Source organism: Paraburkholderia bannensis, assembly GCF_014200455.1.
GTDB classification, from domain to species: domain Bacteria; phylum Pseudomonadota; class Gammaproteobacteria; order Burkholderiales; family Burkholderiaceae; genus Paraburkholderia; species Paraburkholderia bannensis_A.
On record NZ_JACHBW010000012.1, the window covers coordinates 191298 to 213656 of the forward strand.

A 22359-nucleotide genomic window follows, 5' to 3' on the forward strand; every position below is an offset into this window, starting at 1 on the left:
GCAGATTCGAAGCTCGTTGTAAGGAGCCGGACTCATCAGGGTTTTGCCGCATGGCACAGCCATGGCGCCCGACTCCAGAATGCCGTAGCCTGGTTGCGCCCCAAGCGCCGCCATCGAATAAAAGGAATGGTTCCCCATGTCACCCGAGCGCACCGCGTCGCTAGCGCATTTCGCGTTCATGCCGCTGCCGAACTTCACGATGATCGCCTTCACCAACGCGATCGAAGTGCTTCGTATGGCTAATTACCTGAGCGGCCAGCCGCTCTACCGCTGGTCCCTCATCAGCCCCGAAGGCGGCACGGTTACCTCAAGCAGCGGCATCGGTTTCGACACGGGCCCGGCCGAATGCGCCGGGCAACCCGATATTGTGTTCGTATGCGGCGGTATCGACGTGCAGCACGTCACCAGCGCGGCGCACCTGAATACGCTGCGCCGCTTCGCGCGCATAGGCGTGGCGCTTGGCAGTCTGTGCACCGGCACTTATGCGCTGGCGAAGTCGGGCTTATTGGCGGGCTATGCCTGCGCGATTCACTGGGAAAACATGTCGGCGCTGAAGGAAGAATTTCCTTCCACGCGCTTTCTCAAAGAGCTGTTCGTGATTGACCGCGATCGGGTGACCTGCACGGGCGGCGTGGCGCCGCTCGACATGATGCTGCACCTCATCACGCCGCGCGTGGGCACGGCGCGCGTCACGCAGATCGCCGAACAATTCGTGGTCGAACATATCCGTGATACCAGTGCGCAGCAGCGCATGCCGCTGGTCGCGCGGCTGGGTTCGGCCAACAAGTCGCTCTTTGAAGTCATTTCTCTCATGGAGAGCAATATCGAAGAGCCGCTGTCGCGCGAAGAACTGGCGCGGCTGGCGAACATGTCGCAGCGGCAATTGCAACGGCTCTTTCACGAACACCTGGGCATGACGCCCACGCACTATTACCTCACGCTGCGCCTGCGCCGCGCGCGCGAGCTGCTGCTGCAAACCGATATGTCGATCATGCAGATCACCATGGCGTGTGGATTCCAGTCGGCGTGTCACTTCAGCAAGAGTTATCGCGACGCTTTCGGCATCGCACCCACGGGCGAACGGCGCAAACGCGTCGCGCCGATGGCGGGCGTGGATGCGCCGCTGCGGCATTTACCGGCTTTGCCGGTGCACGCCTGAGAGCTACAAAAAATTGAAACAGCGTTTTTTGAAACACAGAAGCACCTAAACACCGAAACACAAAAAGGCAGCTCGAAATTCCGGGTTGCCTTTGTTAATGCTCGCGAATAACGCCTTTCAAAGCGTCATGCGGCCAGCATCCGATGCGGGTCGATCACATATTTACGCGGCGCGCCGCCATCGAACTGTTTGTAGCCCTCCGGCGCTTCTTCCAGCGAAATCACCGTCACATTGACGATCTTCGCAATCGGCAAGCGGTCGAACAGAATCGCCTGCATCAGGTTGCGGTTGTACTTGAGCACCGGCGTCTGGCCCGTATGGAACGTGTGCGATTTCGCCCAGCCCAGCCCAAAGCGGATGCTCAGGCTGCCGTGCTTCGCGGCCACATCGGTTGCGCCCGGATCGTCGGTCACATACAGACCCGGAATGCCGATCATGCCTGCAGGCCGCGTGATTTCCATCAGCGAATTGAGCACCGTGGCCGGCGCTTCTTCCGAATGCCCCGACGCGCCGTGACCATGCGCTTCGAAACCCACGCAATCCACGGCGCAATCGATTTCCGGCTTGCCGAGAATCTGCTCGATCTGCTCGCCGAGCGTCGCGTCCTTCGACAGATCGACGACTTCGAAACCCATGGCCCTTGCGTGCGCAAGACGCTCCGCATTCATATCGCCGACGATCGTGCAGGCCGCGCCCAGCAGACGCGCCGAAGCTGCAGCTGCCATGCCCACCGGCCCAGCACCCGCGATATAAACGGTCGAACCCGGCTTCACGCCAGCCGTGACCGCGCCGTGATAACCGGTCGGCAGAATGTCCGATAAACAAGTGAGATCGCGGATCTTCGACATCGCCTGATCGCGATCGGGGAATTTGAGCAGATTGAAATCGGCGTAAGGAACGAGCACATATTCCGCCTGGCCGCCAATCCAGCCGCCCATATCGACGTAACCATACGCCCCGCCCGCGCGCGAGGGATTGACGTTGAGGCACACGCCCGTGTGCTGCTCGCGGCACATCGCACAACGACCGCACGCCACGTTGAACGGCACCGACACCAGGTCGCCGATCTTGAGCGTCTCCACGTCGCGGCCCACCTCCACCACCTCGCCGGTAATCTCGTGGCCGAGCACAAGACCCACGGGCGCCGTCGTGCGGCCGCGAACCATATGCTGGTCCGAGCCGCAGATATTGGTGCTGACCACCTTCAGAACCACGCCATGGCCGATCGAACGACCGGAAGGATCGACCATTTTCGGGTAGTCGATATTCTGCACTTCGACCTTGCCCGCTCCTAGATACACCACGCCTCGATTACTGCTCATCGTTGCTGTCTCCTTTGTGATGGGTCTTGCTTCTGTTTCTCCCTGTTTTTGCAGATGTTTCCTGCTTCGTGTCCTTACTTCGGGTTCTTACTTCGGGTCCTTACTTCGCACCGCTCCACGTGAGGTAATCCGCGCGCGTCCAGTCGAGCGAAACGCCCACGCGCTTCGTGCCCGGCCGGATCTTCGGCTTGTGCGCGGCCAGCGTGAGCGTGTGCAACGCCGGCCACTCGCGAAACGAAAACGCTGCGAGATCGGCAACCAGCGTTTCGAGCAAGCGCGTATGCGGCCGATGCGCGAGCCAGTCGGCTACGCGTGTGCACCAGCCGTCGTAATCGATCCAGTCAGCGGCTTCGTGCGGCTCGCAGCGGTATCCCAATTGCGCGTCGATCACAACGGGCTGCGGCGCTTCATGCTCATAACCGTGAATGCCTATGCGCACCGGCACGCTCAAGCCTTCGACGAACACGTTCCAGCCACGGCCGCCCGGCGCGCGTGGCACATGCGGCGAAAGCGCCTGCACCAGCCCTTCATCGACGAGCTTCATGACATCAGCGGCGCGGCGGCGTCGAGCAGAATGCGGCAGAAGTAATCGGCAAAGCTGCGCCGCACGACGACTTCAAAGCGGTCGATGCCCGTGGCAATCAGCACGATCGACGCCTTGAAAAAGAAGCTCTGCGCACACTGCCCTTCCTTGAACAGACGCGGATGCAGATCGAGCGGACAGCCGCGCGAAAGCACTTCGCGCACGCGCGTACCCGTCAGTTCGACCACCGTATATCCGCTGCCGACGTCGACTGCGGTGGCCCACGAACCCTCATTGCCGCTCAATGCCCCGATAAGCTTTTCTTCGAGTACGCCCGCTTGAACAGGACCGGCCGAACGCACCAGCCACTCGTCCGGGCCAAGCCAGAGCACGTCGTAGTCGGCGCCCAGCGAGCGCGTATTCGGCTGCACCGGCAACGCGCAGCCCACGGTCTGCGCGAACGCGTTCGTGAACGCCGTGTCGCCCGGCTCGCCGCGCACCATCACCAGATCGCGGAACGGCAGTTCGCGCATCGCAAAGGCTTTGGAGGGCCGCGCCGCGTGTGCGCCCAGTACATCCGCAGCGCCGATGAAGGGCGACTCCAGTTTCACAGCCGCCGCACGCTCCGCGAGGGGCATCGGTTCTCTCGTTTCATTCCACATGCTGACGCACCCCTTCCGTGTCGTAAAAAACCGGGCTGGCGATCGTGGCGCTCACGCGTCGTCCATCGGCCATGGGCACCACAATCTTTTCGCCCATCTTGCCAAGACCGCCCTTCACGACTGCAAGCGCAATCGAGCGCTTGAGAATCGGGCTGTAGTAGCTCGACGTGACGTGGCCGATCATCGGCATCGTGCCGTCCGCGGCGGCGCGCGCATCGGACGCAACGATCTGGCCACCTTCGGGCAGCACGTATTGCGCGTCGTCCGTGAGCAGACCGACGAACTGCTTGCGCCCTTCCTTCGCGGTGTCCGAGCGCGACAGCGAACGCTTGCCCAGAAAGTCCTTGGTCTGCGAGACCAGGCCGCCCATGCCCAGATCGAACGGCGTGACCGATCCATCGGTGTCCTGACCGACGATGATGTAACCCTTCTCCGCGCGCAGCACGTGCATCGTTTCCGTGCCGTAAGGCGTGATGTCGAATTCCGCGCCTGCGGCCATCAAGGCTTCCCACACGGCGCGGCCCGCGTTGGCCGGCACGTTCACTTCATAGGCCAGCTCGCCCGAGAAGCTGATGCGCATCACACGCGCCTTCGCGCCCGCCACCGTGCCGTTGCGGTACGACATGAACGGGAACGCGGCGTTGGCGAAATCGATATCGGCGCACACCTTCTGCAGCACCTTGCGGCTCTTGGGGCCCACCACCGCGAACGTGGCCCAGTGATCCGTCACGGAAGCCAGACGTACCTTCATATCCGGCCATTCGGTCTGCAGCCAGCGTTCGAGCCACGTGAGCACGCGCGCCGCGCCGCCCGTCGTGGTGGTCATCATGTAGTGCTCCTGACCGAGGCGCACCGTCACGCCGTCGTCGAACACCATGCCGTTTTCGTCGAGCATCAGGCCATAGCGGCACTTGCCCACTTCCAGCTTGCTCCACGGGTTGGTGTAGACCCAGTTGAGCAGCTTCGCGGCGTCCGGGCCTTGAATATCGATCTTGCCGAGCGTCGACGCATCCAGAATGCCCACGCTATTTCGCACCGCCAGGCATTCGCGCGCGACCGCAGCATGAAGATCTTCGCCCTTCTTCGGGAAGTACCAGGGACGCTTCCAGTTGCCCACATCCTCGAACAGCGCGCCATGCTCGACATGCCACTCATGCACACAGGTCTTGCGGATCGGGTCGAGCATATCGCCCAGTTCGCGGCCTGCGAAGGTGCCGAAAGTAACCGGTGTGTAGTTCGGGCGGAACGTGGTGGTGCCCGTCTCGGGAATCGACTTGCCCAGCGCATTGGCCAGAATCGCCATGCCGTTGATGTTGCCGAGCTTGCCCTGATCGGTGCCAAAGCCCATCGCCGTATAGCGCTTCACGTGCTCGATCGATTCGAAGCCTTCACGCGCAGCCAGCAGGATATCGGCGGCGGCCACGTCGTTCTGGAAATCGACGAACTGCTTCGGCCCGCGTGCTGCGGCTGCGTGACTGCCCACGAGCCAGAGCGGTTGCAGCGGGGCTTCGGCGGGATCGGCGACCTTGGGTACCGTGGGGCGCGTCACCGCAAAACCGAGCGATTGCGCCGCGTCCACGCCCGCATCGACGGCCTGCGTGAGACCGCGCGCGAGGCTGAATTCGCCCACTGCCGCGCCCGCGCTCACTTCGGGCTGGACGCGCTTGCCGGGAATGAAGCACGATTTCGCATCGCTCCACGTGGCCTTGCCGCCCGACTGCGCGAACAGGTGCAGCACCGGATTGAAGCCGCCCGACATCGCCACCAGATCGCAGGGCAGATCGGCCTGCTTCGCGCCGGTCTGGCCTTTGTTCCAGGCCACTACTTCGACCGCACTCACGCGCGTCTTGCCGCGCGCGCTCATGATCGCCGCATTGTTCATGATCTTCACGCCCTGGCGGCGCGCAGCGGCCTGCCACTCGCTCGTGCTCTGGCCACGCGGATCGACGATGGTGACCGCCGCGCCGCAAGCCTTGAGATCGAGCGCGCAGCGATAGCCCGCGTCGTTGTTCGTGAACACCACGACATTGCGGCCCGGCAGTACGCCGTAGCGATGAATATAGGTCGACACAGCCCCGGCCAGCATCACGCCCGGCAGATCGTTATTGCCGAATACGATAGGCCGCTCGTGAGCGCCTGTGGCGAGAATCACGCGCTTCGCACGGATCTTCCATAGCAGTTCACGCGAGCCCCGGCGCGTCGAGACCGGCAGATGCTCGGACAGACGCTGCGCGACAGTGACGAGATTGTGATCCTGATAACCAAACGCCGTGCTGCGCGAGAGAATCTGCACATCGGGCAGCGCCGCAAGCTCGGCTTCGACCTTTTCGACCCAGTGAATCGCGGGGCGACCGTCGATTTCGGTCTTGCCTGCGAGCAGGCTGCCGCCCAGTTCGCGCTGATCGTCGACGAGAATCACGCGTGCGCCGCTGCGGCCCGCCGTCAACGCGGCGAGCAGGCCCACCGGACCGCCGCCCACCACCAGCACGTCGCAGTGCGCGAAGGTCTTGTCGTAGCGGTCGGCGTCGAGTGTTTCGGGCGCCTTGCCCAGACCCGCCGCTTCGCGAATCTTCTCCTCGTACTTCGGCCAGAATTTACGCGGCCACATAAAGGTCTTGTAGTAGAACCCCGCCGGCATGAAGCGCGAGAACTTCTGGTTCACGGCCATGCGGTCGTTTTCCAGATTCGGCACGGCGTTCACGCTGTTCGCAACCAGCCCCTGATAAAGCTCGATTTCCGTGGCGCGCGCATTCGGCACCGTATATGCGCCGGTTTCGAGTTGCACGACGGCATTCGGCTCCGCCACGTCGGCCGTGACGATGCCGCGCGGGCGATGATACTTGAAGCTGCGCGCCACGAAATGCACATCATTGGCGAGCAGCGCCGATGCCAGCGTGTCGCCCTGATAGCCCTGATACGTGCGGCCATTGAACGTGAAGGTCAAGGGAATCGCGCGATTGACGCGACCGCCGCCGCCCAGACGATTTTTCTGGCTCATGCCTTGCTCCCTTGCGTGCTTTTATCTTGCCCGTTCGCGGCAGGCGTGCTGCCCGTGCGGAATTTCTCGTAACCGTGAATCTCGTAGCTCACGGTATCGCGCGTTACCATGAACCAGCGGCGGCAGCCCTGAGCGTGCAGCCATTGCTCCTTGTGCACGCCGCGCGGGTTATGGCGCATGAACAGGTAATCGCCCCATTCCTTGTCGCTGAGTTTTTCGGTTTCGAGCGGACGGGCGATTTCCGCCTCGCCGCCGCAGGTAAATTCCGCTTCGGCACGCGGGCCGCACCACGGACATTCGATCAGCAGCATGTGATGTACTCCTTACAGGTCCGTGGGTGATCAGTGCGCAACGGCGGCTGCGCCGTGCTCGTCGATCAGATGGCCGGTGTAGAAACGGTCCAGCGAGAACGCTGCATTCAAGGGATGCGGTTCATCGTTGGCAATGGTGTGAGCGAAGGTCCAGCCGGAACCCGGCGTGGCCTTGAAACCGCCCGTGCCCCAGCCGCAGTTGAAATAGAGACCCTTTACGTCGGTCTTGCTGATGATCGGGCAGGCGTCCGGTGAGACATCGACGATACCGCCCCACTGGCGATTCATGCGCACGCGCGAGAACACCGGGAACATTTCGACGATGGCCTGCAGGGTGCCTTCGATAATGTTGAAACTGCCGCGCTGGCCAAACCCCGTGTATTGATCGACGCCCGCGCCAATCACCAGATCGCCCTTATCGGACTGGCTGATATAGGCATGCACGGCGTTCGACATGATGACCGTGTTGACGACCGGCTTGATCGGCTCGGAAACCAGCGCCTGCAGCGGATGGCTTTCGAGCGGCAGACGCACGCCGGCCATATCGGCGAGCGTGGTGGTGTTGCCCGCGGCCACCACGGCAACCTTTTTTGCCTTGATAAAGCCCTTGACCGTGTCCACGCCCGTCACGCGCGAGCCGTCACGGCGGATGCCCGTCACCTGGCAGTTCTGAATGATATCGACGCCCAGGCGATCGGCGCCGCGTGCGAAACCCCACGCCACGGCGTCGTGACGCGCCACGCCGGCGCGGCGCTGGATCGACGCGCCCAGCACCGGATAGCGGCTGTTGAGGTTGATGGTCGGCTCGATTTCCTTGATCTGCGCGGGCGTGAGAAACTCGGCATCGACGCCGTTCAGACGGTTCGCATTCACGCGGCGCTCCGTGTCGCGCACGTCCTGCAGCGTATGCGCGAGATTCATGACGCCGCGCTGGCTGAACATCACGTTGTAGTTGAGGTCCTGCGCGAGTCCTTCCCAGAGCTTCATCGCCTTTTCGTACAGGGCGGCCGATTCGTCCCAGAGATAGTTCGAGCGCACGATGGTGGTGTTACGCGCCGTATTGCCGCCGCCAATCCAGCCTTTTTCGAGGATCGCGATGTTTTTTACACCGTGCTCCTTCGCGAGGTAATAGGCCGTGGCCAGACCATGCCCGCCGCCGCCGACGATCACCACGTCGTATTCCTTTTTCGGCTCCGGGCTCTTCCATTGCCGCTCCCAGTTCTCGTGATACGACAACCCGTTGCGGAACAGACTGAATATCGAATAGCGGCTCATTTCACGGTTCCTTCGTTGCGCGTTTTTGCAATTAGCATTCGATGACGTTCACGGCCAGACCGCCCCGCGACGTTTCCTTGTATTTGGTTTTCATATCCGCGCCCGTTTCACGCATGGTCTTGATGACGTTATCGAGCGTGACGTAGTGCTCGCCATTGCCCTTGAGCGCCATGCGCGAAGCGTTGAGCGCCTTGATTGCGCCCATCGCATTACGTTCGATACAGGGAATCTGCACGAGACCGCCCACCGGATCGCAGGTCATGCCCAGGTTGTGTTCCATGCCGATCTCGGCGGCGTTTTCCACCTGCAGGGGCGTACCGCCCATCACGGCGGCGAGCGCCGCCGCCGCCATCGAGCAGGCCACGCCCACCTCGCCCTGGCAGCCCACCTCGGCCCCTGAAATCGAGGCCGTTTCCTTGTAGATGATGCCGATGGCCGCCGCCGTGAGCAGGAAATCGACGATGCCCTGATCGTTCGCGCCCGGCGTGAACTTGACGTAGTAATGGAGCACGGCGGGAATCACACCGGCCGCACCATTAGTGGGTGCCGTCACGACGCGCCCGCCGGCGGCGTTTTCCTCGTTCACGGCCATGGCGTAGAGATTGACCCAGTCGAGCATCGAAAGCGGATCACGCAGCGACTCTTCCGAACGCGCCCGCAGATTCGCGCACAGATCAGCGGCGCGGCGACGCACCTGCATGGGCCCCGGCAGCTCGCCACGAATTCGGCAACCGCGCTCCACGCAAGCGGCCATGGTCTGCCAGATCTCCATCAGACCTTCGCGCACGGCTTCGGGCGAACGCGACGCGCATTCATTGGCAAACACCACCTCGGCGATCGAGAGACCGCTTTCGCGGCACACGCGCAGCAGATCATCGCCGGTGCGAAACGGCCAGGGCACCTCCTGCGCGCCGCGCACGCCGTTGACGCGATCCCCTTCGCGATTGACGACAAAACCGCCGCCCACCGAGTAATACTCCTTCTCCACCAGCAACTGCCCCTGTTCATCGAAGGCCTGAAAACGCATGCCATTCGAATGCAGCGTGTTGGCGCCGCCCATGGTCTTGCGATAGAAACCGATGCACTCGCGCTCATCGAAGCGGACAGCGTGCTTGCCGAGCAGCAGCAGTTCGCGCTCGCGGCGAATTGCGGCCAGGCGCGGCTCGATGCTGTCCGGATCGATGGCATGGGGGAGATTGCCTTCGAGACCGAGCAGGACCGCCTTGTCCGTGCCGTGGCCCTTGCCGGTGGCGCCTAGCGAACCGTACAGTTCCGCCTTCACGCGGCGCACGAAACCGAGCAGATTGGCGTCTTCGATATGCGATGCGAAGCGGCAAGCGGCGATCATCGGACCCACCGTGTGCGAGCTCGACGGGCCGATGCCGATCTTGAACAGGTCGAAGACGCTGACGTTCATCTGGTTATCCCTGGGGTTGGGGTTGGGGTTGGGGTTGGGTTTTGTTTGGCCGCTTGCGCTGTGATGAGTGTCAGTAGACCAAATTTGCTGCGCTTGCCGATAGAACAAAAGCGGCATGGGGTTATGATGGGGACGTCAGTTGTGTGCTTTTTTCGGTGGGGTTTATTTGGGTGTGGGCATTTCCTTGTTTTGTTGTCGGTATGCCAGGGTTGCCCCTGTGCGGGGCGGCACCCCCTTTTCTTTGCAGCGGCAAAGAAAAGGGGGAAAAGAAAGCCGCTCACACCGCCAGTGCTTCGCGGTACACCTTCAGCCTATAAACAGAGTGGCGCCCGGGCAGCGCCCGCTCCACGCGCCCAATATCGGAGTGGTAACGCCCGCACATCCGGGGGCGCTGCGCGCCCCGTTGGGCATAGCAGCAAACCTTCGGTTTGCGCCTTCCCTCGCAAACCCAACCGTTGCGAGCGCAGCGAGCAACGGGATGTGTGACTGCCTTGTCACTTCGTTTTACGGCGCGTGGCGCGAGCAATGCCCAGTCACCACTCTGCTATCAGGTTAGTGGTGGACGGCGTCACATTAGCGGTGTGAGCGGCTTTCTTTTGCCTATCTTTTCTTTGCCGCTGCAAAGAAAAGTAGGTGCCGCCCCGCACAGGGGCAACGCTCGCATACCGACAAGAAAACAAGGAAATGCCCACACCACCACGAATCGCGAAAGAAAGCTCAGAACGAATGCCTGACCCCCACCCGCACATCAGCCTGAGTAGTAGTAGAAGACGGCGTAAAACTATACCCAATAACAGCATCCACGCCCTGCGAAGCCTTAAGCCAATCCCCGGAAACATAAACATCGGTATTCTTGGAAAGCAGATAATGCAACCCGGCAGAAATCTGATTCCAGTGATGCCCATCGAAATGGGTGTACTGATACCCACCGATAGCACTAAAAGCCGGCGTAACCTGCCAGTTGACACCCCCTTCAGCCACGAGCATATGCTCGCTCTCCCCAAACGCCTTGATCTGCGTATAAGTAAAATCCCCAGAAAGCGTAACGGCGTTGATCACATAACTGGCACCAATCCCAAACGTCCCCTGCTTATCGACAGGAAACGAATCGCTGGCATAAAGATCGGTAACAGCCCCTGTAGCAGCATCGACACTCACCGTAGGCCGCCCAAAAAACGACCGCACGCCAATCATTGCGTAAGGATCAAACGCATAAATCCCGGAGGGATTATTCAACTGCGTATACGCAGTGCCCATCGCGAAGTCGCCATGCTGATACTGTGCTCCCACGCTCCACGCGCTTCCGGTATGAAAGTCCCCTGGCGTATTACTGAACGAATACATGCCGCCAAACTGGAACCCGCCATACGTATTCGACATGAACTTGATCGCATTCGGCAGATGGTCGCCATTCATCCGGTCGAAGTCGCCCTGATTGATCGCATAACCGCTCGCCCACGCCGTGACGTTGAACAGATAAACCATCTCCTGCGTCATATCGATCTGGTTGCCGAACGTGAGCGTGCCCCAATCGCTCTGCAGTCCCACATAAGCCGCGCGCCCAAACAACGATCCACCGTTGGCGATCTGCCCATTACCAAGGTGAAACCCGCTCTCCAGTTCGAACACGGCTTTCAGTCCGCCACCCAGATCCTCTGTGCCCTTGAGCCCAAAACGGTTCGCATAGGAAATCCCGTCGTCGAACTTGACCTGATGCGAGCCGCCGGCGTTATTCACCCAGGTCACGCCGCCGTCGATGATGCCGTAGAGGGTCACGCTGCTTTGCGCATAAGAGGCGCTGGACATCAGCATCGTCGCCAGCGCAATGGCGCTCAGTGCCGCCGTATTCGTTCTTTTCATGGTGTCGGTCTCTCCGGACTCACACTACGGTTGAAGGGCCGCATGCTGCATGCAGCGCACGGACCTGCAAAACGTATAAAGCCAAATCTCGCCCGACTTGCGCTCAAACGACGGGCGCCAGCCCTGTAGCGACATGAGGTGCGACGACCATCGCAAACCCGCCGTGCATCTGTCCAGTTGCGTCACGCGCGATGCGCCCAGGTTTTTTATTGATTGATCGTTCAATAAAAAATAATTACAGTAGAGGCCTTCAAGATGCGCCAGGAGTGGCCATGCCCAAACTCGGAATGCGGGAAATCCGCCGCGCCCAGCTCATCGATGCGACCCTCGAAAGCATCGATCAGGCCGGTATGTCCGGTACGACGCTTGCTACCGTTGCGCAGCGCGCGCGCATTTCCACGGGCATCGTCAGCCATTATTTCGGCGGCAAGGACGCGTTGCTCGAAGCCACCATGCGCCACGTGCTGCGCGATCTCGGCGCGGCCGCCCAGCGCCGGCTCAAGGCCGCGCGGCCGCAGCCTCGCGCGCGTTTGCGCGCCATCGTGGCAGCCAATTTCGACGTTTCGCAGGTCAGCGGCCCGGTGATGAAAACCTGGCTCGCGTTCTGGGCCGAGAGCATGCACGTACCGGCCCTGCGGCGGCTTCAGCACGTCAATACGCGCAGGCTCTATTCCAACCTTTGCGCGGAATTCGGCAAGGCCATGCCGCGCACGGCCGCGCGGCGCGCCGCCACCGGCCTCGCCGCGATGATCGACGGTCTGTGGCTGCGCGGTGCGACCACCGGCGAGCCGTTCGATACCAAAGCCGCGCTGCGCCTCGCCAACGACTACATCGACCTTCTGCTGGACACGCACGCTGGCACGCGTGCGCGCCAGCACGCCTGAACCGGAGCGACCCCGCATGACTGCGATCCACCTCGAACGCCTCTTCATCGACGGCGCCTATACCGACGCCACCAGCGCCGAAACCTTCGAAACCCGCAATCCGGCCACGGGCGCGACGCTCGCGACCGTCCAGCAGGCCAGCGCCGCCGATATCGACCGCGCGGTGCAGTCCGCGCGTGACGCTCAGCGCGTGTGGGCCGCCATGACCGCGATGCAGCGCTCGCGCATTCTGCGCCGCGCCGTGGAGTTGCTGCGCGAGCGCAACGACGAACTCGCTGAACTCGAAATGCTCGATACCGGCAAGCCGATCGCCGAAACCCGCAGCGTCGATATCGTCACGGGCGCGGACGTGATCGAGTACTACGCGGGTCTCGCGCCCGCACTCGAAGGCCAGCAGATTCCGTTGCGCGAGAGTTCTTTCGTCTACACGCGGCGCGAGCCGCTGGGCGTGACAGCCGGCATCGGCGCGTGGAATTACCCCCTGCAGATCGCCTGCTGGAAGTCCGCGCCCGCGCTGGCAGCCGGTAACGCCATGATTTTCAAGCCCAGCGAGATCACGCCGCTGTCCGCCTCACGCCTTGCACAGATCTATGTCGAAGCGGGCGTGCCGGCTGGCGTGTTCAACGTCGTGCAAGGCGATGCACGCGTGGGCGCCCTGCTCAGCACGCATCCCGGCATCGGGAAAATTTCGTTTACCGGCGGCGTGGAAACCGGCAAGAAAGTGATGGCCGCAGCGGGCGGCTCGTCGCTCAAGGAAGTCACGATGGAATTGGGCGGCAAGTCGCCGCTCATCGTGTTCGAAGACGCCGATCTCGACCGTGCCGCCGACATCGCCGTGACGGCCAACTTCTTCAGCGCGGGCCAGGTGTGTACCAATGGCACGCGCGTATTCGTGCATCGCGCCGTGCGCGAGGCTTTCGAAGCGCGCGTGATCGAGCGCGTGGCGCGCATCCGCGTGGGCCAGCCCGCCGATCCCGCCACCAACTTCGGCCCGCTCGCAAGCGCCGCGCAGCTCGAAAAGGTGCTGGGCTATATCGAAAGCGGCAAGCGCGAAGGCGCGCGGCTGCTTGCCGGCGGCGCACGTCTTGTAGACGGCGCTTTCGCGCACGGTCAGTTCGTCCAGCCGACGGTGTTCTCCGATTGCCGCGACGACATGCAGATCGTGCGAGAAGAGATTTTTGGCCCAGTCATGAGCATTCTCGCATTCGATGAGGAAACCGAAGTAATCGAGCGCGCGAACGATACGCTCTATGGTCTTGCCGCCGGCGTAGTCACCGAAAGCCTTTCGCGCGCGCATCGCGTGATTCACCGGCTGGAAGCCGGCATTTGCTGGATCAACACCTGGGGCGAATCGCCCGCCGAAATGCCCGTAGGCGGCTACAAGCAGTCGGGCGTGGGCCGCGAGAACGGAATCACCACGCTGGAGCATTACACGCGCATCAAGTCCGTGCAGGTTGAACTGGGACCGTATCAGCCTGTCTTCTAAACGCGCCGCAGAGGAGGAACCGCAGATGGCCGCGCAGGAGTACGACTACATCATCATCGGCGCGGGATCGGCGGGCAATGTGCTCGCCACGCGTCTCACCGAAGACCCCGACGTCAAGGTGCTGCTGCTTGAAGCCGGTGGTCCCGACTATCGCTTCGACTTTCGCACGCAGATGCCCGCGGCGCTCGCCTACCCCTTGCAGGGACGCCGCTATAACTGGGCCTATGAAACCGATCCCGAACCGCATATGGACAACCGCCGCATGGAATGCGGTCGCGGCAAGGGATTGGGCGGTTCGTCGCTCATCAACGGCATGTGCTATATCCGCGGCAATGCGCTCGACTACGATGGCTGGAGCGCGATAAAAGGTCTGGAAAACTGGAGCTATCTGGACTGCCTGCCGTATTTTCGCAAGGCGGAAACGCGCGATGTCGGCGCAAACGAATATCACGGCGGCGATGGCCCCGTACACGTGACGACCAGCAAGCCTGGCGTGAATCCCCTTTTCGAAGCGATGATCGAAGCGGGCGTGCAGGCGGGCTACCCGCGCACGGACGATCTCAACGGCTACCGTCAGGAAGGTTTCGGCCCAATGGATCGCACCGTCACGGCCAGGGGGCGGCGCGCGAGCACCGCGCGCGGCTATCTCGACCAGGCGCGCCATCGGCCCAACCTCGACATTGTCACGCACGCCGTCACCGACCGCATTCTCTTTAGCGGCAAGCGCGCGCGCGGCGTCGTCTTTATGGACGGCCCCGCGCGCGTGACGCGCCATGCACGCCGCGAAGTGCTGCTGTGCGCAGGCGCGATTGCTTCGCCGCAGATTCTGCAACGCTCCGGCGTCGGTCCCGGCGAATGGCTGAAAGAACTCGATATACCCGTTGTGCTGGACCTGCCGGGCGTGGGCCGCAATCTTCAGGACCACCTGGAGATGTACATGCAGTACGCGTGCAAGGAACCGGTCTCGCTTTACCCTGCACTGAAGCTGCGCAATCAACCGGCGATTGGCCTTGAATGGATGCTGCGCGGCACCGGCATCGGGGCGAGTAATCATTTCGAGGCAGGCGGCTTTATCCGCACACGCGACGACGATCCGTGGCCCAATATCCAGTATCACTTTCTGCCGGTCGCGATCAATTACAACGGCAGCAACGCCATCGAAATGCACGGCTTTCAGGCGCATGTGGGATCGATGCGTTCGCCTAGCCGTGGACGCGTGAAACTGCGCTCGCGCGATCCGCGCCAGCATCCGTCGATTCTTTTCAACTATATGGCCGAGGCGCTCGACTGGCGCGAGTTCCGCGACGCTATCCGCATCACGCGCGAGATCATCGCGCAACCCGCGCTCGATCGTTTCCGTGGCCGTGAGTTGAATCCTGGCGCGGATATGCAAACCGACGCCCAGATCGACGCCTTCGTGCGTAGTCGCGCGGAAACGGCTTACCACCCGTCCTGTTCTTGCCCGATGGGCTACGACAATATGGCCGTGGTGGATGCCGAAGGACGCGTGCATGGCATCGACGGCCTGCGCGTGGTGGACGCGTCGATCATGCCGCTGATCACCACCGGCAACCTCAACGCGCCGACCATCATGATGGCCGAGAAGATCGCCGATCGCATTCGTGGCCGCGCGGCGCTCGAACGCGTGAATACCCCGTATTACGTGGCGAACGGCGCGCCCGCGCGTGGCGGTGTGGTGGCGCAGCCCATGTCCGGGTATAGCGGACAGCCCGCAACGGTCTAGCAGACCCAAGCATCGCTGAAGTGCGAAGCCCCTGATCTGCAGGCAGATCAGGGGCTTTTTCAACTCCTCGATGAACGCAAGCGGCGCGACCCGAAACTGGACTTCCAGTCACAGGTCACGCCGCCATTCCCGATCCAATTTCGAATGCTGGCTTTAATGCGCGTTTAAACCCGCGCCGCAAAGGAATGCGAAACCGCAACCGTCAACGCGGCCAGCACCAGCGCGCCATAAGGCGCCAGCGACTTCCACGCGCTACGCGCAGTCGTTTCCAGTTCCATGTCATGCGCGCTACCCGCCGGAAAGCGGCCGCGATCCTGCCAGTAGTGGCGATAGGCAAACACCGGCACGATCAGCAGCACGGCAAAGAGCCCATCGCGCAAAGTGTTTTCGCCTTGCAGGTTCGCGCCCGCGCCCACGAACACGAGATTGGCATACCCGCACACCGCACCGGCCGCCAACAACCACGCCGGGCAACGGAACGGCCGATGCCACGTGGGACGGTCCATGCGATGAATCCATCCCGACTGGAGATTCAGGAATACGAACAGCATGTAACAGACGTTGGAGATCGACAGCACCGTCATGTAATCGGACATCGCCAGCAGAATCAGATTGAAACCGAGGTCGGTCCACATCGCCGCCGTGGGCGCGCCGTGTTCGTTCACGCGCGAAAGATAACGCGGCAACCAGCCATCGACAGAAGCCTGATAGAGCGTGCGCGACGAACCCATCATCGATGTCATCACGATCAGCAGGATCGAGAGCATCAGCATGACCACCACCATGTTGCCCACCCACGCGCCGCCGCCAACGATCGAGGCCATGGCCGTACCGACGCCGGTGCCGTCGCCGATCGCCGGATCGAGCATCGCCTGGGTGCCGAGCGCACCCTGAAACGCAAGCGGCACCAGCGTCATCACGACGAGGCACAACGCGCCCGACCAGAAGATCGCGCGCGCCGTATCACGGCGCGGGTCGCGGAATTCGCGCGTATAACAGACCGCCGTTTCGAAGCCGTATGATGCCCAGCCCGCCATGAACATCGCGCCAAGCGCCATCACCACGCCCTGTCCATTCCATGCGCCAAATAGCGACGCCGTGAGATTGCCGCGCGCATCATGACCCAGCGGCAGCAGCGGGAACAGGCGTTGGCTGGGAATGTCGCCCGTCACGAACGGCACGATGCCGACGATCAGGAGCGGCGTGAGCGATGCGATGCCCAGGATCTTTTGCGTGCGCGCCGCTTTCGATGCGCCGCTATGTTGCAATCGGAAAGTGATGAGCAGGAACGCTGCCGCGATCAGAAACGTAGCGTTGATGCGCAGCGTGAGGCCGTGCTGGATAAAGCCCAGATTGGCAATGGTCCAGTGCCATTGACGCACGGCCGCTTCTGGCGGGAACAGCGTGGCGAGCGCGTAATTCGCGGCCAGTCCGCAACCGAGTGCGAGCATGGGCGACCACGCGAGCCAGTTGCACCATACGGAAACGGGCGCGACCAGTTTGCTGTAGCGCACCCAGCCAATCGCGCCATAAACCGATGCGCCGCCCGACTTGTGTGGAAAAAGGCCTGAAATTTCAGCGTAGGTTGCACTCTGGATCAGGCCCATCGTGATCGAAGCGATCCAGATCGCCCATGCGGGCTGGCCGACGGTGGCGCACACGCCGCCCAGAGTGAACAGCACGCCCGCAGGCACGCCGCTCGTCACCCAGAACGCGTCTTTCCAGGTGAGACCGCGCCGCAGTCCGGAGCCCGGGCTCTCGCTCGCGCGGCCTTGTTCCGCGCTGCCTGTGCTGATTCCTGCTTGCTCCATCTATCTCCTCCTTTGTTCAACGCTAATCGAACAAAATTACCGGGCCTATCGGTGCCTGCTCTGATTTCCGCTGCCGTGCAGCGCACTACACGTACACAATTCGCGGCGGAAATCCGCAGACAAAAAGGGCGAGAGTGCGCACACTCCATGCCTGCGGCCCTGTTCGACTGCTTTTATGCACTACCTCATTCGCTACCTCATTTGCTACGTCACTGCGCGCCCACGTAGGCCCGCACAGCCGGCAGACCGGGCTTGCCGTCCAGCGTCGTCACGCCCGCGAGCCATTTATCGAGCACCTGCGGATTGCCCTTGAGCCACGCGGCGGCGGCCTTCTGCGGGTCTTCCTTGTTCATGATCGGCACCATCAGATGATTTTCGATCGAGGTCGTAAATTGCAGGTTGGAAACGAGCTTCGCGACATTCGGGCAACGCGCGCTGTAGTCGGGCGGCACGGCAGTCAGCACGCGCGCTTCGCCATAGTTCGGGCCGAATACCGCATCGCCGCCGGTGAGGTAGTCGATCTTCATCTGCACATTCATCGGATGCGGCTCCCAACCGAGGAACACAATCCATTGCTTGTCGCGAATCGCGCGATTGACCTGCACGAGCATGCCTGCCTCGCTCGACTCCACCAGCTTGAACTTGCCCAGATCGAACTGATTGGCGCTGATCATTTTCTGGATCAGCGCATTGCCGTCGTTGCCCGGCTCGATGCCGTAGATACGGCCTTGCAGTTTGTCCGCGTATCTGGCGATGTCCTGAAACGAATGCAGGCCACCCTGATAAACGTAATCGGGCACGGCCAGCGTATATTTCGCGCCCGTGAGATTGGGCGTATTGAGCACCTTGATCGTGCCGGCCTTCACGAAAGGCTCGATGATCGGGTCCATGGTGGGCGACCAGTAACCAAGAAACACGTCGATCTGTTTCGACTTCAGGCCCGCAAACGTGATGGGCACCGAGGCGAGCGTGGTGGTGGGCGCATAGCCCAGGCCCGCGAGAATGGTCGAGGCAAGCCCCGTCGTCGCGGCGATATCGGTCCAGCCGACATCGGCGAAGCGCACGCTCTTGCACGCGGCCGGATCGGCGGCGAAGGCGCTGGAGCACGCGAACGCCGTCAGCGCGGCGGCGCAAACCGGGACTGTTCTGAATCGGGCCATCTCATTCTCCTTGGTAGTCGTCGTATCGATCGCTAACGTGTGGCGGAGCGGCGCTGCGAGCCATGCGGCCTGCGAGGCCGTCCGATGCTCAATCCTCGCGCGGCAAAATGCGCGCGAACGTAGCAAACGCGACGACGACTTGCGCGGAAGCGACAAGGGAGAAAGAGGCGGCTTTGGGGCGGCGCACAAGCCGCGAAAGCCTGCGTCGGGGTTACGAAAACCTGACGCTTTTGGAGCGATTGTGAGGAGAGTCGGGAGGCCGCGTGCGAGCGCACGCGACGTTCAAGCGGAGAGACAAGCGTTTTTGAATCGAGCGGCTCCAGTTCGAACCGCTTGAATTCTTGCGGAATTACCGGGTTTCTTCGGTCTTCTGTGCGACCGTATCACTGGGGTATTTGAACTGGCCGTAGCGAATCATCAGCACACCCAGCGCGATCAGAACGATGGCGCCCGCCGAGGCGAGCAGATGCAGTTCGGTATTCATGCCCGCGCGCAGGATCAGATCCCGCGCGATCGACACCATCGCAATGTAGAGCGGGAAACGCACCGGCAATTGACCCGCCTTGAGATACTGGCCGACCATCGCGAACACTTCGAGGTAAAGGAACATCAGCAGCAGATCGGTCAGCGACACGCCGTCTGAGTTCACCATGCGCCAGATCAGATGCACCATCGCGGCAACCGTGCCGATGCCGATGATGAAAAGGCCGAACAGCTCAGCCATTTCCATCGCGCTTTCGAGCCGCCCCTTGATCGCTTTCTGCAACGCGTGTTCGTATTTCATATGCCCTGAGTTCCTTCGAATCAATTCAGTCAAACCGAACGGGCAATCGTATCGCGAGAATATGAACGCAAGGAAATACAAATGAAATCGTGTTGTAAGCTAACGACGACATCGGAGACGCTTTAGTGACCCGGCGGCCCCACGCGAATATCGGCCAGCAGTACGGTGAGTTCGCGCGCCGCGTGGCTCAGATCGGGGAAGGCGCGTGCGCGCAGAGCCGCGAGATCCGGCGCGGATTCAGTAGTGGTGACACCAAGCGCCATTGGCATGCGCCATTGCCCGGCTCGCAGCGGCAACGCAATTGAGCCATATGCGGCCTGCTCAAAAATCTCCTGCGTCGCGCATACGCCCCACTCTCTCAGTGCTTCAAATGACGATTCGATAGTTTTCCTTATCATTGAGGCTTGCGCGCCGGCCGCCTCCAGCAGGCGCAGAAAATAGCGGCGGCGCTCGTATTCGGGCAAGCCCCAGAGCCACGCATGCCCTATGGCGGTGCGCTCCATGGGCGCGAGCCTGCCGACTCCCACGCGCGGCGATTCGACGCACGCCGTCGATCCCGTCGATCCCGTCGATCCCCCTGACGCCGCGCCATACGCCACGGTGAGCATATCGAGCTGGTCCGGCACCGCGAGCGCGACGGCCATGTCCAGTTTGTCGGCGAGCGCCTGGATGACCGGCGTGGCGGCGCGCGCAATCGGATCGGCGTCGAGCCAGGCCTGCCCGATGCCAGCCACGCCGGAGGCCAGTTCGAAACGCGTACCGCCCGCCGCGTGGCGCAGATAGCCGAGATGGAGCAGCGTGGCCGCAAGCCGCGCTACGGCCGTGCGCGGCAGCCCCGTGCGCTGGGCCAGTTCGCTAGCGCAGAGCGACGCGCTGTGGGCGCGGAAGGCCCGCAGCACTTGCAGGCCGCGATCGAGTGTCAAGGTGACCGGCGCGTCGTGCGGCATGGTCACCCCCGGGGGGCGTCCAGCGAGCGCTGCGCCGGATCGGCAATGGCGGCGTAACCGAGTGCGAGCGCGGCGGGAGCGAGCGCGTACAGGCGGGTCGCCTCGTCTTGCTGCACGTAGCCCAGCACCAGCAGCGAATGGAGCAGACGCGATACCGTGGGCGCAGGGATGCCCGTTTCCTGTGCGATGTCGAGATTGCCGAGCCAGGCGCGGCCTCGCCCAAACGCGCAGAGAATGGCCAGACCGCGCGCGAGCGGCACGACCATCGGCTCGCTCTCTGCGCGTTTTCCCTGGGGCGTGGCGGCCCGAATATCGTTTGCGCTTTGCGTGTTGTCGTGACGCCTTGCGCGCGGCGTCGGCGATTGGAGCCTGTCGGGAGCCATGGGCGTCTCCGTCTGAGCGACTCGAAGGGATGGTGCGCTGTTTATGGGGCTTAAGCGATGGACACCTTACCTCCCGAAATGCTACTACGATCGCGCGATCGCCTGGGAGCGCTTTATGGCGGCCCGCGTGAAGTTTTTGTGGCTATCTTTAGTAGCGCTACGCATGTCTGCGCTCCGGGCACGCGCATAAGCAAAACGGCCGGTGATTCAAAGAACGATCGTCCTTTAAATCACCGGCCATCTGATTGCCGCAGTTGATATTGCGCTACGGCATTATTTTGCTGCCAAGGCCGCCCTCACCTTGCGTACCTCGCCCGCATCCACCGCCGCCGCGCGATTCGTCCAGCCGCCGCGCACGAAGGTTGCCAGCGCAGCCACTTCGTCGTCGTTCAGACGCGCCGCGAAGCCAGGCATCGGCAGCACGGAAGGGGCCTTCGCCGTCGAAGGCGTTTTCGCACCCGCAAGGATCACGTGCAGCAGCGCGTCGGGACTCGACGCATTGACCACGCTCGCGCCGTCCAGACGCGGGAACACGCGCGGCGCACCGCCGCCATGCACGAAGTGACACGCGCTGCAATTGTCGAGATATAGCCGCTCGCCCAGCGTGAGGTTCTTCGCCGCCGTGAGATGCGCCGCCGTATCGCTCGACGCCGCCTGGGCGGATGCCACCACCGCATCGCCGCCAAGGCTCTGCAGATAAGCTGCAATCGCATTAAGATCGGCATCGCTCAAATGCGAGGTGCTGTTATAGACCACCGAAGTCATCTCGCCCGCGACCGACGCCTTGCTGTTGCGCCCCATCTGCAGATAATCAACGATATCCGCGCGCGACCACTTCGCGATGCCGCGCAGCGCCGGCACGCTCCAGCCATTGAGGCTGCCGCCCGAGAGATAACGCACATCGCCGCCGTCGAAAGCCTTTTCGTTCATCGCCACGCCGCGCGGCGTGTGGCAACTGCCGCAATGGCCCAGCCCTTCGACCAGATACGCGCCGCGCTGTACTTCGGCGTTCGCGTTTGCCGGCGCGATAAAAGGCTGATCCGATGAAAACGCCCAGTTCCACAGCGCCATGCCCCAGCGCTGGTTAAACGGGAAGCTCAGCCGGGTGACCGGTGCGGGATCGTCGACCGCTGCGACGCCCTTCATGAAATACACGTAAAGCGCGTGCACGTCGGCGTCGGTCAGCTTGGCGTACGAAGGATAAGGCATCGCCGGATAAAGATTCGTACCGTCGGCGCGTACGCCCTTGCGTAACGCATTCGCGAATTGCGCTTCCGTGTACTGGCCGATGCCGTGGCGCGCACCCGGCGTGATGTTGGTCGAGTAGATCGTACCCAGACCGCTTTCGATTGCGAGGCCGCCCGCATAGGGTTTTCTGCCGGTCGCGCTATGGCAGGCCATGCAATCGCCCGCGCGCGCGAGGTACGCTCCCTGATGGATCAACGCGTCCTGATCCGGGGTCTGGGTCTGGGTCTGGGTCTGGGTCTGGGTCTGGGTCTGGGTCTGGGTCTGGGTCTGGGTCTGGGTCTGGGTCTGGGTCTGGGTCTGGGTCTGCCCCTGAGCCTGCGCTGCGCTCATGCTCAACCCCGCCGCAAGCGTCATGATTGCAGCCGTCAAAGTCTTGAATAGTTTC

General features: G+C 62.4%; 18 protein-coding genes and 1 pseudogene. 5 read left to right on the forward strand and 14 right to left on the reverse strand.

Annotated features, from left to right (window positions below):
- Positions 1 to 121 precede the first annotated feature (121 nt).
- Positions 122 to 1159, forward strand: a pseudogene (locus F4827_RS21000) (GlxA family transcriptional regulator); the annotation flags it as partial.
- 125 nt (positions 1160 to 1284) lie between these two features.
- Here F4827_RS21000 and fdhA read toward each other — a convergent pair.
- The 8 genes from fdhA to F4827_RS21040 all read right to left on the reverse strand — a co-directional run bounded on the left by fdhA (position 1285) and on the right by F4827_RS21040 (position 11527).
- On the reverse strand, positions 1285 to 2481 hold the full coding sequence (gene fdhA, locus F4827_RS21005; RefSeq protein ID WP_183726664.1) for a formaldehyde dehydrogenase, glutathione-independent: 1197 nt from the start codon (positions 2479 to 2481) through the stop codon (positions 1285 to 1287).
- A gap of 100 nt (positions 2482 to 2581) precedes the next feature.
- On the reverse strand, positions 2582 to 3025 hold the full coding sequence (locus tag F4827_RS21010) for a dihydroneopterin aldolase (protein ID WP_183726666.1): 444 nt from the start codon (positions 3023 to 3025) through the stop codon (positions 2582 to 2584).
- Positions 3022 to 3666 carry a sarcosine oxidase subunit gamma gene (locus tag F4827_RS21015; protein WP_183726668.1) on the reverse strand — a complete coding sequence of 215 codons (645 nt, stop codon included), beginning with the start codon at positions 3664 to 3666 and terminating at the stop codon, positions 3022 to 3024. Before F4827_RS21015 ends, F4827_RS21010 begins: the two co-directional genes overlap by 4 nt.
- Positions 3656 to 6664 (reverse strand): sarcosine oxidase subunit alpha family protein, encoded by a 3009-nt coding sequence (locus tag F4827_RS21020; protein ID WP_183726670.1) that lies wholly within the window; start codon positions 6662 to 6664, stop codon positions 3656 to 3658. The genes F4827_RS21015 and F4827_RS21020 overlap by 11 nt, the downstream gene beginning before the upstream one ends.
- Positions 6661 to 6975 carry a sarcosine oxidase subunit delta gene (locus F4827_RS21025; RefSeq protein ID WP_183726672.1) on the reverse strand — a complete coding sequence of 105 codons (315 nt, stop codon included), beginning with the start codon at positions 6973 to 6975 and terminating at the stop codon, positions 6661 to 6663. The genes F4827_RS21020 and F4827_RS21025 overlap by 4 nt, the downstream gene beginning before the upstream one ends.
- A 30-nt stretch (positions 6976 to 7005) precedes the next feature.
- Positions 7006 to 8250: a sarcosine oxidase subunit beta family protein gene (locus tag F4827_RS21030; protein ID WP_183726674.1), complete on the reverse strand. Its 1245-nt coding sequence runs from the start codon at positions 8248 to 8250 to the stop codon at positions 7006 to 7008.
- Between the two features lie 31 nt (positions 8251 to 8281).
- Positions 8282 to 9667: an L-serine ammonia-lyase gene (locus tag F4827_RS21035; protein WP_183726676.1), complete on the reverse strand. Its 1386-nt coding sequence runs from the start codon at positions 9665 to 9667 to the stop codon at positions 8282 to 8284.
- Positions 9668 to 10384: 717 nt separating this feature from the next.
- Positions 10385 to 11527, reverse strand: a complete 1143-nt coding sequence (locus F4827_RS21040; RefSeq protein WP_183726678.1) for a porin — start codon at positions 11525 to 11527, stop codon at positions 10385 to 10387.
- A gap of 272 nt (positions 11528 to 11799) precedes the next feature.
- Here F4827_RS21040 and betI point away from each other — a divergent pair, with 272 nt between their 5' ends.
- Genes betI through betA form a run of 3 tightly spaced genes read left to right on the forward strand, consistent with a single transcriptional unit; the run spans position 11800 to position 15641 of the window.
- Positions 11800 to 12411 (forward strand): transcriptional regulator BetI, encoded by a 612-nt coding sequence (betI, locus tag F4827_RS21045; RefSeq protein WP_183726680.1) that lies wholly within the window; start codon positions 11800 to 11802, stop codon positions 12409 to 12411.
- Positions 12412 to 12427: 16 nt separating this feature from the next.
- Positions 12428 to 13897, forward strand: a complete 1470-nt coding sequence (gene betB / locus F4827_RS21050) for a betaine-aldehyde dehydrogenase (RefSeq protein ID WP_183726682.1) — start codon at positions 12428 to 12430, stop codon at positions 13895 to 13897.
- Positions 13898 to 13922: 25 nt separating this feature from the next.
- Complete coding sequence (gene betA, locus F4827_RS21055; protein ID WP_183726684.1) at positions 13923 to 15641, forward strand: choline dehydrogenase; 1719 nt, start codon at positions 13923 to 13925, stop codon at positions 15639 to 15641.
- A 164-nt stretch (positions 15642 to 15805) separates the two neighbouring features.
- Here the strand turns inward: betA and F4827_RS21060 are convergent, their stop codons facing one another.
- The 6 genes from F4827_RS21060 to F4827_RS21085 form a co-directional block, all read right to left on the reverse strand.
- Positions 15806 to 17452 carry an APC family permease gene (locus tag F4827_RS21060; RefSeq protein WP_183726686.1) on the reverse strand — a complete coding sequence of 549 codons (1647 nt, stop codon included), beginning with the start codon at positions 17450 to 17452 and terminating at the stop codon, positions 15806 to 15808.
- A gap of 209 nt (positions 17453 to 17661) precedes the next feature.
- Positions 17662 to 18612 carry a choline ABC transporter substrate-binding protein gene (locus F4827_RS21065; RefSeq protein WP_183726688.1) on the reverse strand — a complete coding sequence of 317 codons (951 nt, stop codon included), beginning with the start codon at positions 18610 to 18612 and terminating at the stop codon, positions 17662 to 17664.
- Between the two features lie 349 nt (positions 18613 to 18961).
- Positions 18962 to 19396: a phosphate-starvation-inducible protein PsiE gene (locus F4827_RS21070; protein WP_183726691.1), complete on the reverse strand. Its 435-nt coding sequence runs from the start codon at positions 19394 to 19396 to the stop codon at positions 18962 to 18964.
- Positions 19397 to 19518: 122 nt separating this feature from the next.
- Complete coding sequence (locus tag F4827_RS21075) at positions 19519 to 20343, reverse strand: IclR family transcriptional regulator (RefSeq protein ID WP_183726694.1); 825 nt, start codon at positions 20341 to 20343, stop codon at positions 19519 to 19521.
- A gap of 2 nt (positions 20344 to 20345) precedes the next feature.
- A complete protein-coding gene (locus F4827_RS21080; RefSeq protein ID WP_183726696.1) occupies positions 20346 to 20726 on the reverse strand; it encodes a helix-turn-helix domain-containing protein in 381 nt (126 codons plus the stop codon).
- 273 nt (positions 20727 to 20999) lie between these two features.
- Positions 21000 to 22169 carry a cytochrome c gene (locus F4827_RS21085; RefSeq protein ID WP_260175342.1) on the reverse strand — a complete coding sequence of 390 codons (1170 nt, stop codon included), beginning with the start codon at positions 22167 to 22169 and terminating at the stop codon, positions 21000 to 21002.
- On the opposite strand from F4827_RS21085, the gene F4827_RS35470 reads away from it, so the two are divergent.
- Complete coding sequence (locus tag F4827_RS35470) at positions 22161 to 22355, forward strand: hypothetical protein (RefSeq protein ID WP_260175343.1); 195 nt, start codon at positions 22161 to 22163, stop codon at positions 22353 to 22355. The two genes, F4827_RS21085 and F4827_RS35470, sit on opposite strands and share 9 nt — an antisense overlap.
- The last annotated feature ends 4 nt before the right edge of the window (positions 22356 to 22359 follow it).

Coding starts and splice junctions, on each gene's coding strand:
- fdhA (WP_183726664.1), bottom strand. CDS start 2,481: ATGAGCAGTAATCGAGGCGTGGTGTATCTAGGAGCGGGCAAGGTCGAA.
- F4827_RS21010 (WP_183726666.1), bottom strand. CDS start 3,025: ATGAAGCTCGTCGATGAAGGGCTGGTGCAGGCGCTTTCGCCGCATGTG.
- F4827_RS21015 (WP_183726668.1), bottom strand. CDS start 3,666: ATGTGGAATGAAACGAGAGAACCGATGCCCCTCGCGGAGCGTGCGGCG.
- F4827_RS21020 (WP_183726670.1), bottom strand. CDS start 6,664: ATGAGCCAGAAAAATCGTCTGGGCGGCGGCGGTCGCGTCAATCGCGCG.
- F4827_RS21025 (WP_183726672.1), bottom strand. CDS start 6,975: ATGCTGCTGATCGAATGTCCGTGGTGCGGCCCGCGTGCCGAAGCGGAA.
- F4827_RS21030 (WP_183726674.1), bottom strand. CDS start 8,250: ATGAGCCGCTATTCGATATTCAGTCTGTTCCGCAACGGGTTGTCGTAT.
- F4827_RS21035 (WP_183726676.1), bottom strand. CDS start 9,667: ATGAACGTCAGCGTCTTCGACCTGTTCAAGATCGGCATCGGCCCGTCG.
- F4827_RS21040 (WP_183726678.1), bottom strand. CDS start 11,527: ATGAAAAGAACGAATACGGCGGCACTGAGCGCCATTGCGCTGGCGACG.
- betI (WP_183726680.1), top strand. CDS start 11,800: ATGCCCAAACTCGGAATGCGGGAAATCCGCCGCGCCCAGCTCATCGAT.
- betB (WP_183726682.1), top strand. CDS start 12,428: ATGACTGCGATCCACCTCGAACGCCTCTTCATCGACGGCGCCTATACC.
- betA (WP_183726684.1), top strand. CDS start 13,923: ATGGCCGCGCAGGAGTACGACTACATCATCATCGGCGCGGGATCGGCG.
- F4827_RS21060 (WP_183726686.1), bottom strand. CDS start 17,452: ATGGAGCAAGCAGGAATCAGCACAGGCAGCGCGGAACAAGGCCGCGCG.
- F4827_RS21065 (WP_183726688.1), bottom strand. CDS start 18,612: ATGGCCCGATTCAGAACAGTCCCGGTTTGCGCCGCCGCGCTGACGGCG.
- F4827_RS21070 (WP_183726691.1), bottom strand. CDS start 19,396: ATGAAATACGAACACGCGTTGCAGAAAGCGATCAAGGGGCGGCTCGAA.
- F4827_RS21075 (WP_183726694.1), bottom strand. CDS start 20,343: ATGCCGCACGACGCGCCGGTCACCTTGACACTCGATCGCGGCCTGCAA.
- F4827_RS21080 (WP_183726696.1), bottom strand. CDS start 20,726: ATGGCTCCCGACAGGCTCCAATCGCCGACGCCGCGCGCAAGGCGTCAC.
- F4827_RS35470 (WP_260175343.1), top strand. CDS start 22,161: ATGGATCAACGCGTCCTGATCCGGGGTCTGGGTCTGGGTCTGGGTCTG.